This is a genomic window from Acidobacteriota bacterium (assembly GCA_020853395.1).
In the GTDB taxonomy this organism is placed as follows: Bacteria; Acidobacteriota; Vicinamibacteria; order Vicinamibacterales; family SCN-69-37; genus JADYYY01.
This window is the reverse complement of the sequence record JADYYY010000010.1, coordinates 221,404-234,133: the sequence shown is the minus strand read 5'-3', so window position 1 is coordinate 234,133 and position 12,730 is coordinate 221,404. Positions and strand designations below refer to the sequence as shown.

Below are 12,730 nucleotides of genomic sequence, written 5' to 3'. Positions count from 1 at the left end.
GAGGGGAAAGGGAAAAGGGGAAAGGGGGCGGTATACTGCTGAGCGAAAATTAGGCGAACCTTCCATGAAATCCGCCGCCTTGCAGCATCTCGAATCGCTCCTTCAGATCAAACGGCTGGCTGCGACGATGCCGTCGCTCGCGGCGCTTCCGCCGGCGGTCGTGTCGAGTGGCGTGCCGGCGCTCGACGACTGGCTGGGCGGAGGGTGGCGGCAGGGGCAAATCTCCGAGCTCATCGGTGCCCGCTCGAGCGGTCGGACCACGGCGCTCGTCGCCACGCTCAGGGCGGCGACGAGGCGCGGCGCGATCGTGGCGCTCATCGACGCCGTGGATCGGTTCGACGCTCCCTCGGCCGCGCAAGCGGGCGTCGACGTGTCGCGCGTGCTCTGGGTTCGGGGGCCGGCAATCGGCGTGGACGCCTCGCGACCGTCGCTCGTCGAGGCGGCGGTCCTCGAGGCCGTCCGTGCCTTCGATCTGGTGATCCGGGCCGGTGGCTTCGCGGTCGCGGCGCTGGATCTGGCCGACATCCCTCTTCGCTACGTGCGCGCGTTGCCGCACGCGACCTGGCTTCGGCTCGCGCACGCCAATGCCGGCCGGCCGACTGCCGGGCTGATCGTCGCCGAAGCGCCGGTGGGGCGCAGCGCGCACGGCGCGACCGTGCGGGTCGCGGCGACGCCGCATTGGGGAGGGGAGAGCGCGCAAAGCGCGCAGTTCAACGGGATGACACCGCGGCCTCATGTCGACGGGCACGAGCGCCAGCCGTGGACGAGAGGCTGGCCGGCGGGCAGCCGCGACGAGTGATCGGACGTGGCGCCGCTGTTTCTCTGCCTCGTCTCCGGGGCGCCGGACTCGGCGTTGGCGCTGGCGAGAGCCTGCTCGCCGCGCGTGGCGCGCCATGCGGCCGCCGTGATCGCCGACGTCTCGGGCTGCGCGCGGACGATCGGGCCACCCGCCGTCATCGCGCACGAGGTCCGCGCGCTCGCATCGTCACACGCTCTCACTGTCAGCATCGGCGTGGCACCGACCGTAACGGCAGCGTGGCTCGTGGCAGAAGCGCATGCGGGCGCGACGGTGGTCGCGCCAGACGCCGTGCTCCGCACGCTCGCGCCGCTGCCGCTCTCCACGCTGGCACCCCTCGTCGACCTGGATCCTGCCGTCGCGCGCGACCCGGCGATCCGGACGTTGTACGACGAGCGGCTGGCCCTGTTCGAGCAGTGGGGGCTCATGACGTTGGGCGGAGTCGCCGCGTTGCCGCGGCGCGACGTGCACGCGCGCATGGGGGCCGTGGGCGTGACGCTGCACCAGGTGGCGTCCGGCGAGGACGCGTTCCAGTTCGTGCCGATCGACGAGGTGCCGCCGTTCGTCGCCGGCACGACGCTCGAGTGGCCGATCGACGAGCTCGAACCGCTGGCGTTCGTCGTCGCGCGGCTCGCCGACGAGGTGGCGGCATCTCTCGTCCGCGCGGATCGGGGCGCCATCGTGCTGCGGACGCGGCTGCGCCTCGTCACGCGGGAGACGCACGAACGGGTGCTCTGCCTGCCGGCGCCCATCGCCGACGCGCGGGTGCTGCGCACGCTCGTCCTGCTGGATCTCGAATCGCATCCGCCGAGCGCCGGCATCGATGCCGTCGACCTGCACGTCGAGGTGATGCCGGGCCGCATCGTGCTGGGCACGCTGTTCACGCCGTCGCTGCCGTCGGCGGAGGATCTCACGACGCTGCTCGCCCGGCTCATCGCGCTCGTCGGCGAGTCGCGCGTGGGCGCACCGATCGTGCTCGACAGCTTCGATGCGCGGCGGGTGGCCATGGCGCCGTTTCGGATCGATGCGACACGGGACGACAGGGATCGTCGGACGACGCCGGGGCCGAGGCACGAGCTGACGCCCGTGCTCCGCCGCTTCCGTCTGCCGATCGCCGCGAAGGTCGTGGAGGACCGTGGCGTGCCGGTGCGCGTGCACACGTCGGTCAGGACGCTGCAGGGCGGCGACGTCGTGCGTCGTGCCGGTCCATGGCGCACATCCGGCGAGTGGTGGAAGGACGACGCCGGCTGGGATCGCGACGAGTGGGACGTCGCGCTCGCCGACGGCACGATCTACCGGCTGGCGCGCGACCGCCGCACGAAGCACTGGGTGATTGAGGGTGTCCTGGACTAGGACGGATCGGCCACTTTTCGTGTCGTACGTCGAATTGCACTGCGCGTCGTCTTTTTCCTTTCTCGACGGGGCTTCGCTGCCGGGCACGCTCATCGAGCGCGCGGCCGAGCTGGGCTACGGCGCGATCGCGCTCGTCGATCGCGACGGCGTCTACGGCGCGCCGCAGTTCTATCGCGCGGCGAAGGCGGCAGGGCTTCGGGCGATCGTCGGCGCGGAGCTGACGATGGGGCGGCCCGGCGCACCCCTGGCGTCCACCTGGACGCTGCCGGTGCTCGTCGCGTCAGCGGAGGGCTATCGCCATCTGTGCCGCGTGATCACGCGGGTGAAGCTGCGCGCGCCAAAAGGCGAGGCGCGGTTCACGCTCGCCGATTTCGACGGCCAGGCGGCGGGCCTCGTGGCGCTCGTCGGGCGCGACGTGCTGCGCGCCGATCGTCATGGTCTCGGCGGCCCGATCGATCAGTTGGTCGGATGCTTCGGCCGCGATCGCGTGTGGATCGAGCTGCAGCGTCATCGCGGCCGCGGCGAGGCCTCGGAGATCCAGGCCCTCCTCGATCTCGGCGCGGCATATCGCGTGCCGGTCATGGCCTCGAACGGCGTTCGATTCGCCAGGCCAGCGGATCGGCCGCTCTACGACGTCCTCACCTGCATCCGGCACAAGACGACGCTCGCGCGGGCGGGGCGGCGGCTGGCGCCGAACGCCGAGCGGCATCTGAAGGCGCCCGCCGCGATGGCGAAGCTCTTCGGCGATCTGCCGCAGGCGCTCGCCGGCACCGAGGCGCTCGCCGAGCAGCTCGAGTTCACGCTCGCGAACCTTGGCTATCGCTTTCCCGAGTACCCGGTGCCGGCCGGCGAGACGGAAGCGTCGTACCTGCGTCACCTCACCACGGCCGGCGCCCGCGATCGGTACCGGCCGTATCACGAGGCGGCGCGCGCGCAGATCGCGCGCGAACTGGATCTCATCGAGCAGCTCGGTCTCGCCGGCTACTTCCTCATCGTCTGGGACATCGTCCATTTCTGCCGGCAGCACGGGATTCTGGTGCAGGGACGCGGGTCGGCCGCCAACAGCGCCGTCTGCTACGCGCTCGGGATTACGGCCGTCGACCCGGTGGGCATGGGCCTGCTCTTCGAGCGCTTCCTGTCGGCCGAGCGCGGCGAGTGGCCGGACATCGATCTCGATCTGCCGAGCGGCGATCGGCGCGAGCGCGTCATCCAGTACGTCTACCAGCGATACGGCGCCCTCGGTGCCGCCATGACGGCCAACGTGATCACGTACCGCGGCCGCAGCGCCACGCGCGAGCTCGGCAAGGTGCTGGAGCTTCCGCCCGACGAGCTGGATCGCATCGCGACGCTGATGGGGCAGTTCGAGTTCGTCGATCCCGAGGAGACGCTGGGGCGCCATCTTCGCGACGCCGGCCTCGATCCGGGCGATGAACGATACCGTCAGTTCGTGCGACTGTGGCCCAGCCTGCAGGATCTGCCGCGTCACCTCGGCCAGCACTCCGGCGGCATGGTGATCTGCCAGGGGCGGCTCGACGAGGTCGTCCCGCTCGAGAACGCGTCGATGCCCGGCCGCGTCGTGGTGCAGTGGGACAAGGACGACTGCGCCGATCTCGGCATCGTCAAGGTCGATCTGCTCGGTCTCGGCATGATGGCGGCGCTCGAAGAGATGCTCGAGACGATCAACGCGCGACAGCCGGGGGACGAGGAGGCCAGAAGTCGAGAAGGCCAGGGGACGGCGTCTGCAGGCTCGGCCTCCTGGCACGCTGGCCCCGTGGATTCAGCCTGTGCGCGGAACGTCGACCTCGCCCATCTGCCGCCTGACGATCCGGCCGTCTACCGGATGCTGCAGGCGGCCGATACCGTCGGCGTGTTCCAGGTCGAGTCGCGCGCGCAGATGGCCACGCTCCCTCGGCTGAAGCCCGCCTGCTTCTACGATCTCGTCGTCGAGGTGGCGATCATCCGGCCGGGGCCGATCGTCGGACACATGGTGCATCCGTATCTGGCGCGCCGCCGCGGCGACGAGCCGGTGACGTACCCGCATCCGCTGCTCGAGCCGGTGCTCGCGCGCACGCTCGGCGTGCCGCTGTTCCAGGAGCAGTTGTTGCGCATGGCGATGGTGATCGCCGGCTTCTCGGGCGGAGAGGCCGAGGAGCTGAGGCGCGCGATGGGGTTCAAGCGATCGGTCAAGCGCATGCAGCAGATCGAGGGGCGGTTGCGCGAAGGCATGGCCCGGCAGGGCATCACCGGGGCGGCCGCCGACGACATCGTGCGATCGATCACGTCGTTCGCGCTGTACGGATTCCCCGAGTCGCACGCCGCCAGTTTCGCGCTGATCGTCTACGCCAGCGCGTATCTCAAGGCGCACTTTCCGTCGGCGTTCTACAAGGCGCTGCTCAACAGCCAGCCGATGGGGTTCTATCACCCGGCGACGCTCGTCAAGGACGCGCAGCGGCGCGGGGTGCGCTTCGCGCCGATCGACGTCCAACGCTCCGCGTGGCATTGCACGATCGCGGAGGACGGCACGATCCGGTTGGGACTGCGGTACGTGAAGGGAGTGCGGGAGAGCACGGGGAAGCGAATCGAGCTGGCCGCTGGGCGCAGGGGACACGACAGGTTCCTCTCCATCGACGACCTGGTCGCGTGGGCCAGGCTGCGGCAGGACGAGGTGCGCGCGCTGGCCGAGTGTGGCGCGCTCGCGGCGCTCGGCGGCGATCGGCGCAGCGCGCTCTGGCAGGCCGAGCGGGCGGGCCGGCCGGCCGGCCCGCTGCTCGCCGATCACGACGAGCAGGCCGCGGCGCGGACGTCGCCGCTGCCGCGGATGTCGATGCGCGAGCGGGTGCAGGCCGACTACGCGCGGACGGGGCTGACGATCGGGCCGCATCCGATGGCGCTCGTGCGGCCCTGGCTCACCGCACGAGGTGTGGCGCGCGCGATCGATCTCCATCGGCAGCGCGGAGGGCGACGCGTACGCGTGGCCGGCGCCGTGATCACGCGTCAACGGCCCGGCACGGCGAAGGGGTTCGTGTTCCTCTCGCTCGAGGACGAAACCGGTATCGCCAACGCGATCGTCACGCCCGACGTGTTCGCCGCCTTCAAACGCGTCATCGTGGACAGCCCGTACCTGCTCGTCGACGGCGTGCTGCAGAATCAGGACGGCGCCGTGTCGATCAAGGCTGCCCGTGTCGACCCTCTCGAGCACGGCGGGCCGGCCGTGCAGTCGCACGATTTCCACTGAGTGCCGCCGCGTCGCCGCCGGCGCGCGTCAGGGGCCACGGCAACTTCCCTCAGGGCAGTTGCGTCGCGTCCAGTCCCAGGAACGCCTTCGACGCCAGCCAGATCTCGTCCATCGACGTCGCCAACTGATGGCCGTCGTTCACGAGGCGCAGGTCGACGTTCGGTCGAGTCGACGCCCAGCGGACCACGCTCTCGGCCGGCACGGTATCGTCCTGGCGTCCCTGGAACACGAGCGCGGCCGGCCCGGCCGGCAAGGCGAAGGCGTCGTACTGGGCCGCATCCTCGCACAGGGCGAAGCCCACCGATCGGATGGCGTTGTCGCCGTAGTGGAAGACCTCGAGGCGGCCAGTCCGCCGCCATGCGTCGATGCCCCGATCGCCAAGCTGTCTCAGCCGGTTTCCGCCGAAGTCGAACGCCGGCGCCAGCAGGACCAGCCGATCGACGCTGCCGGTTCGGTCGCGATCCGCCGCGTGCACGGCGAGGAAGCCACCCAGGCTCGACCCGACGAGCGCGATCGGCCCGTCGCCAACCGACGTGATTGCGCGCGCCGTGACGTCGAGCATGCGGGTGACGGTCAGCGTCTCGAAGGATGGCTGGTTCAAGTCCGGACACGTGCACTCGACGCCGAGCGCTGCGAGCTCCTGCGCGAATCGGCGCGCCTTCGATGACGCGGGAGACGACGCGAAGCCGTGCAGATAGATCACGTGACGGACGGGACGCACCGCGAGCACCAGCGCACGCTAGGCGTCAGCGGGCCGATCCCGGTGCGCTCCGTGCCGGTGGAGTTATACACGACCACGGCATCCGCTAGAATCCCTCATGCCTGTACCGCCTGGCGCGCTCGTGCGGCGGCGATCGAGAATCGCCGGTTGGGGCGTCTACACGAACGTCGCCATTTCGAAGAACACCCGGATCATCGATTACGCCGGCGAGAAGATCTCGCATCGCGAGAGCCTTCGCCGCGAGCGCCGGCAGCTCGCGCGCGGCGAGGTCTGGTGCTTCACGGTCGATGCGCGCTGGGTGCGCGATGCGTCGGTCGGCGGGAATCTCGCGCGGTTCATCAACCACTCGTGCCGGCCGAACTGCTACTCGCAGGTCGTGGGCGACGTCATCTGGATCCGCGCGTCGCGGAACATCGCCGCGGGTGAAGAGCTCTCGTACGACTACCGGACGGACGGCGACGCGATCATCCCGTGCCGATGCCGGCCCGGATGTCGAACGCGGCTCTGACGCGGCCAGGCCAGACCCACAGCCGAAGGCTGTGGGTAGAGGACGACGTACTTTGAGAACGTCGAGCATGCGTCAGAGAACGACGCCGGCCCGAACTGGTCTGTTGGTCTCGATTCCAGCGAGGCGCGAGACTTGCTCTCCAGGAGCATGCTGCCACTCGGGCACGTGACGTTCACACCCGGCAGCGACAATCCAAACAGGCGTTACGCGGGCAATACTCCCCACGTCCAAGGGGCGAAGCTACGTTCGGGGACGTACGACGTCACGCCGGCTCGACGTCCGATGCATCCACTTCGACGCTGAGAACCCGGCCGAGCAGCTCGATGGCCAGCAGGAGCCGGTAGTTGAGCCCCTTGCGGACGAGCCGTCCTCTCGTGCCCGCGAGCGGTCCGCGGATGACGCGGACCGGAGCGCCTTCCTTGACGAATGGCAGCGCGTCGTATGCCAGCGACGTCGTGATCAGCCGTTGGATGGCCTCAATCTCGTAATCGGGAATTGGTGCGGGTTTTCCGGCGAACGACACAATGTGCGCAACGCCCGCGCACGAGAGCACCGGGATCAGCAGATGGCTGGGAATCCGGACGAAGCAGTAGCCAGGAAAGAGCGGCCACTCGACGCGCTTGCGGTGCCGGCCGTGCACGCTCCACCGGAACGTCGTCGGGAAGAACACCTCGATCTGTTTGCCCGTCAACTGGTCGCACACTTTCCGCTCGTGGCGGTAGCGCGTCAGCACGGCGTGCCAGACCAGAGATCCGAGCCCACTGGACTCGCGATCGACAATATCCGGCTGGCGGAAGGAGTCGCTGCCCGTGGCGACTTCTGTCTCGTGCAGAGAAGCTCGACTCATGCGCCTTGCGGAGCTGCAAGAGATCATCCAAGTCGCCTGGACCAGCCCAGCGCGGGCAGCGGGCTAGTATCAGCCGGTGGACCGTGTATTGGCGGCCGTCGCCGGCGATTTCGGAAAGCCGAATGGCACCGCTGGTTCGCGAGCTCAGCGAACCCTGCCGGGAGAAGCAAACAAAAGGAATCCCGAGAGCTGACTTAGAACGACCTGACCGAACGCGTCAGCGGTGAGCAGCGCCTCCGATCTCGATTGCGAGATGGCGTTTCACCAGGCGTTTCGCGATTCGCCGAGAGGCATCACTGGCTTGATCCTTGCTGAAACGACCATCCCGTCTGGTCCCCTCAGGCGGCTGTGCTCCTGGCAGCCGCAGACAGACGGAGTCGACGTCACGCTTGGGCACGATCGCCGCGAACTTGGCGACCCGTGCTTACGGGGCGAAGCTACGCACCCACACGCACTCGAGTTGCTTCCTCGCATCGTGCCGCAAGACATCTCACATCACCAGCAGTCGACCGCATCCGCCGGGGCGCCGTCGTCGTTGGCCATGCCCACCGGGTTGGCCGGATCGCCGCGCGCACGCCTCGAAGGCAAGCGCGTCGCCATCACGGGAGGACGAGGCGCGCTCGGTCGACCGCTCGTCGCCGCGCTCCTCGATGCGGGTGTCGAGCGGGTCACGACGCTCGGGCGCCAGTCGCCCGACGTGCTCGAGCCGGCGCTGTGCGGGCCGTCGGTCCGGCACTTCGTCGGCAACATCCTCGACCCGTCCGCCGTGGATGCGGCCTTTCGAGGCTGCTCGGTCGTCTTCCACCTGGCAGGCCTCAGCCCGGCCGAATGTCTCAGCCGGCAGATCGTCCGCGCCTATGAAGTCAATACCCAGGGGGCCGTCCAGGTGCTGGACGCGTGTCATCGCTGCGGGGTCTCCCGTCTGATCTACGTCTCGACCGCGCTCGTGTACGGCCACCCGCAGTTCCTGCCGGTGACCGAGGATCATCCGGCGGCGCCGCTGACGGTCTACGCCGCGAGCAAGCTCGCGGCCGAAGTGGCGCTGCAGGCGGCCGCGTCTCGGCTCGGCGTACGCTGCGACATCGCCCGTCTCTCCTGGGTGTACGGCACATCGTTCGACGCCACGACGCTCGTCGGTCGTGCGCTGTCGCAGGCGACGACGGCCCACGCGATCGTGCTGCGCCACCTGGGCGCGATGCAGGACTTTCTGTACGAAGACGATGCCGCCGCCGCGTTGATTGCGCTCGCCTGCACCGACGGCGACGGCACCGCCTCGCGCATCCTCAACGTGTCGAGCGGCGTCGGCACCTCGGTCGGCACGATGGCGAGGACATTGGCCGGCGTCGCGGCCGAGGCGGGGCTCGGGCGGGTGACGGTGACCGAGTCCGCCGCGCCGGCGCCCGCCAGTCCGGATCTCGTCGTGGACAACGCACGGGTCCGGCGGCTGACCGGCTGGATGCCGCGCGTCGAGCTGGAGGATGGACTGCGCCGCGCGCTGCGGAGCTGGATGCAGACCAGCGGCCCGGCGCCGCCGTTCACGTTCCCGCCGCAGCGGGCGCAACAGGGGAGTCGCTCATCGTGATCGCCACGCTCGACGTCGTCGAGACCGACCTTGCCTACATCTGCGACGGCGCGTCGCAGGAGCTCGACGCCATGAGCGGGAGTCACCTCCTGATCACTGGCGGCGCCGGGTTTCTCGGACACTATCTCGTCCAGGCGGTGCTCCATCGCAATCGCGACGTGACGACGGGACGTCGCATCCGCGTGACCGTGTACGACAACTACATCCGAGGCGTCCCCGCCTGGCTGCAGGCTGCGGCGCAGGATCCGTCGCTCGAGGTCGTCCAGCACGACATCACGCGCGAGCTGCCGGCGGGCGCCGCCGCCGCCGACTTCATCGTGCACGCGGCATCCATCGCATCGCCGACCTTCTACCGACAGCACCCGATCGAGACGATGGACGCGAACATCCACGGGCTGCGCCGGTTGCTCGACCATGCCGCGGCGCGTCCGGCCGACCGGCGCGTCCGCGGCTTTCTCTTCTACTCCAGCAGCGAGATCTACGGCGATCCGCCGGCGGATCGGATTCCGACCGACGAGACCTTCCGAGGCTTGGTGTCCTGCACCGGTCCGCGGGCGTGCTACGACGAGTCCAAGCGCTTCGGCGAGACGCTGTGCTGGAACTTCGCCCGCCAGCACGGTCTGCCGATCACGACCGCGCGCCCGTTCAACAACTACGGTCCCGGCCTGGACATCGCCGACCGGCGGGTATTGCCCGATCTCGCGTCGTGCGTGTTGCAGGGACGCGACGTGGTGCTCTACTCGGACGGCACGGCGACGCGGACGTTCTGCTACGTCGCGGACGCCGTCATCGGCTACTACAAGGTGCTCGTGCGCGGCCGTGCAGGCGAGGCGTACAACATCGGCACCGAGCAGCCTGAAATCACGATGCGCGAGCTGGCCGAGCTCGTCATCGCTCAGGCACGGGAGCTGTTTGGCTATGCGGGACGCCTCGCGTTCGAGGTGAGCGGCGATCCGCAGTATCTCGTGGACAACCCGACCCGTCGCTGTCCATCGATCGCCAAAGCGCGGGCCGAGCTCGGCTACGAACCGCGCGTGACGCTGGCCGAGGGCGTTCGCCGGTCGCTGCTCTGGTATGCCGCTCATGCGAAGTAGCGCCGCGCGGGTCTCCATCGTCGGTACGGGGTACGTGGGCCTCGTCACCGGGGCGTGCTTCGCCTCGCGAGGGCACGTCGTGACCTGCGTCGACCGTGACCTTCGGAAAGTCGATGCCATCCGGGAGGGACGCGCGCCCTTCTACGAGCCGGGGCTCGAAGCCTTGCTCGCCGCCGCGGGCGACCGCCTCAGGGCGACCACTGATCTCGCGCGTGCCGTCGCCGAGACCGACATCACGTTCATCGCCGTCGGCACACCGTTCGACGGCGAGCACATCGACCTGCGTCAAGTGGCCGCGGCGGCCAAGGAGATCGGCGCCGCGCTCGCCAGCAAGCCGTCCTTTCACGTCGTGGTCGTCAAGAGCACCGTCGTGCCTGGCACGACGGACGACGTCGTGATGCCGGTCCTGGAGCGGGCGTCCCGGAAACGGGCCGGCGTCGACTTCGGCGTGGCGATGAACCCGGAGTTCCTGCGTCAGGGCGAGGCGCTCGGCGACTTCCTCCATCCGGATCGGCTCGTCATCGGCGCGGCCGACGAGCGCACCGGATCCGCGGTCGCAGCGTTGTACGCACCGTTCGATCCCTGTCCGGTGCTGCGCACGAGCACGCGAACGGCCGAGATGATCAAGTACGCCGCGAACGCCCTGCTCGCAACGCTCATCTCGTTCAGCAACGAGATCGGGAACCTGTGCGGCGCGATCGGCAACGTCGATGCCGTTGACGTGATGCGCGGCGTGCACCTCGATCGCCGGTTGACCCCGCTCGGGGCACCCGCCGGCCCCGAGGTGCTGCGGTACCTGGCGGCGGGCTGCGGCTTCGGAGGCAGTTGCTTTCCCAAGGACGTCAAGGCTCTGGTGGCTCACGGGCACGACGCCGGCGTGTCGATGTCGCTGCTCGAGTCGGTGCTCGCCGTCAATCGGCAGCAGCCGCTGCGGGTGCTCGCGCTCTTGGACAAGCACTTCGAGACGCTCGCGGGCGTCGAGATCGCCGTGCTGGGGCTCGCGTTCAAGCCCGGCACCGACGACATGCGGGAGTCGCCCGCGATTCCGCTGATCGCGGCGCTCCTCGATAGAGGCGCGCGCGTGACCGGCTACGATCCGGCGGCGGTCGAGACGGCCCACGCCATCTTCGGCGAACGCATCGAGCTGGCCGCGAGCGTCGAGCAGGCCGTGGCGACAGCCGCCGCGGCGGTCGTCATGACGTCCTGGCCGGAGCTGGCGAGCCTGCCCGGCCTCGTCAATGCGCGCGAGCCGCAGCCGGTCGTCGTCGACGGGCGCCGCGTCTTCCAGCGTCATGAGTTCGCCCGCTACGAAGGCATCGGGCTCGACTATGGCCGGCCGCCGGTCGTCGCCGCCGCCGCGGCGCACGCCTAGGATGTCGCGCCCGCCGCGGGCCGGGCGTGCGGTCATGGCGGGCGGCGTGCTGATCGCCCTGCTCACCGGCGCGGCGGCACCGGCGGCAGGGCAGGACGACGGCGCGCCGAGAGCGCTACGGCTCGGGGCCGTGCAGGTGATTCCGCGGATCACGCTGTCGAACCTCGGTCTCGACAGCAACGTGTTCAACGAGCCGGTCGATCCCAAGCAGGACACGTCCTTCGTGCTGACGCCAGCCATCGACCTTCGCATGCGGCTCTCGCGCGGGCAGCTCACCGCGACGTCCGTTCCGAGCTTCGGCTACTACCACCGGTACGCCAACCAGCGAACGCGCAATTTCAGCCAGACGGTGGCATTCCAGTGGCCGTTCAATCGGGTGTTGCTCAGGGCAAGCGCCGTGGCGACCGAGGCACGCGAGCGGCCCGGTCTCGAGATCAACGAGCGCGTGCATCGATCGCAGCGAGACGTCGTCGTCGGCGCCGATCTCCGCGTCGCCTCGAAGACGACGCTCCGAGTGGATCTGCTGAGCGCCGCGGTCGGGTTCGACGAGGCCGCGCGCGTGGAGGGGACGAGCCTGGCGTCGGCGCTGAATCGGCGCGGCGATGCGGTATCGCTCAGCCTCCGCTACGCGCGGACGCCGCTGACGACCGTGGTCGTTCTCGGCGAATGGCTGCGCGACGAGTTCGCGCGCACGCCGCAGCGGAACGCGCACGGCTTTCGGCTCGCGCCCGGCGTGGAGTTCGCGCGGACCGCGCTCATCTCCGGCGCCGCCTACGTGGGCTTCCGATCGTTGACGCCCTCGCAAGCCGGCGTGCCCGCGTTTCGCGGCCTCGTGGCCAACCTCGGGTTGGCCAGCGTGATTCGGACGCGGACCAGGCTCAGCGTGGCGTTCGCTCGGGATCTGACGTACTCGTACGACCTCGCGCGTCCGTATTTCGTGCAATCCGGCGTGACGGTCGGCGTCACCGAGCGGATTGGCAGTCGTTGGGACGTCGTGGCGTCGCTCAGCCGTCAGCGCATGACGTACCGGACGCTCGCAACGACACCGGTGGCGAGCACGCGGCCGGAACGCTTCTCCGGCGGCGGCGTCGGCGTGGGCTATCACCTCGCGCGCGGCATGCGGATCGGCGTCGACGCGCGCGGCGTTCGCCGCGAATCCGCCGAGCCGGGGCACAGTTACACCTCCTGGCAGATCGGGAACTCGGTAAGCTATGAATTCTGA

Annotated in this window: 10 protein-coding genes; 8 read left to right on the top strand and 2 right to left on the bottom strand. The window is 69.7% G+C overall.

The features are described 5' to 3' along the window. The first annotated feature begins 64 nt into the window (after positions 1-64). The 3 genes from IT184_09660 to IT184_09650 are packed head-to-tail and all read left to right on the top strand — an operon-like array spanning position 65 to position 5,384. Positions 65-799, top strand: a complete 735-nt coding sequence (locus IT184_09660) for a hypothetical protein (GenBank protein MCC7009070.1) — start codon at positions 65-67, stop codon at positions 797-799. Between the two features lie 6 nt (positions 800-805). After that, complete coding sequence (locus IT184_09655) at positions 806-2,149, top strand: hypothetical protein (protein ID MCC7009069.1); 1,344 nt, start codon at positions 806-808, stop codon at positions 2,147-2,149. A gap of 19 nt (positions 2,150-2,168) precedes the next feature. Further along, the gene (locus IT184_09650; protein MCC7009068.1) at positions 2,169-5,384 is read left to right on the top strand and encodes an error-prone DNA polymerase; all 3,216 of its coding nucleotides are present in this window, start codon (positions 2,169-2,171) and stop codon (positions 5,382-5,384) included. Positions 5,385-5,433: 49 nt separating this feature from the next. Here IT184_09650 and IT184_09645 read toward each other — a convergent pair whose 3' ends face one another. Continuing rightward, the gene (locus IT184_09645) at positions 5,434-6,114 is read right to left on the bottom strand and encodes an alpha/beta fold hydrolase (GenBank protein ID MCC7009067.1); all 681 of its coding nucleotides are present in this window, start codon (positions 6,112-6,114) and stop codon (positions 5,434-5,436) included. Positions 6,115-6,202: 88 nt separating this feature from the next. Here IT184_09645 and IT184_09640 point away from each other — a divergent pair, with 88 nt between their 5' ends. Further along, a complete protein-coding gene (locus IT184_09640; GenBank protein ID MCC7009066.1) occupies positions 6,203-6,613 on the top strand; it encodes an SET domain-containing protein-lysine N-methyltransferase in 411 nt (136 codons plus the stop codon). A gap of 262 nt (positions 6,614-6,875) precedes the next feature. Here IT184_09640 and IT184_09635 read toward each other — a convergent pair whose 3' ends face one another. Further along, entirely contained in the window at positions 6,876-7,460 is a 585-nt protein-coding gene (locus IT184_09635) for a UpxY family transcription antiterminator (protein ID MCC7009065.1), read from the bottom strand. Between the two features lie 541 nt (positions 7,461-8,001). Here IT184_09635 and IT184_09630 point away from each other — a divergent pair. From IT184_09630 to IT184_09615, 4 genes are all read left to right on the top strand, one after another. Beyond that, positions 8,002-9,042 (top strand): NAD(P)-dependent oxidoreductase, encoded by a 1,041-nt coding sequence (locus tag IT184_09630; GenBank protein ID MCC7009064.1) that lies wholly within the window; start codon positions 8,002-8,004, stop codon positions 9,040-9,042. 71 nt (positions 9,043-9,113) lie between these two features. Then, a complete protein-coding gene (locus tag IT184_09625; GenBank protein MCC7009063.1) occupies positions 9,114-10,136 on the top strand; it encodes an NAD-dependent epimerase/dehydratase family protein in 1,023 nt (340 codons plus the stop codon). Beyond that, positions 10,126-11,508, top strand: a complete 1,383-nt coding sequence (locus IT184_09620) for a UDP-glucose/GDP-mannose dehydrogenase family protein (GenBank protein ID MCC7009062.1) — start codon at positions 10,126-10,128, stop codon at positions 11,506-11,508. The genes IT184_09625 and IT184_09620 overlap by 11 nt, the downstream gene beginning before the upstream one ends. Before the next feature lies 1 nt (position 11,509). Beyond that, positions 11,510-12,730 carry an outer membrane beta-barrel protein gene (locus tag IT184_09615; protein MCC7009061.1) on the top strand — a complete coding sequence of 407 codons (1,221 nt, stop codon included), beginning with the start codon at positions 11,510-11,512 and terminating at the stop codon, positions 12,728-12,730.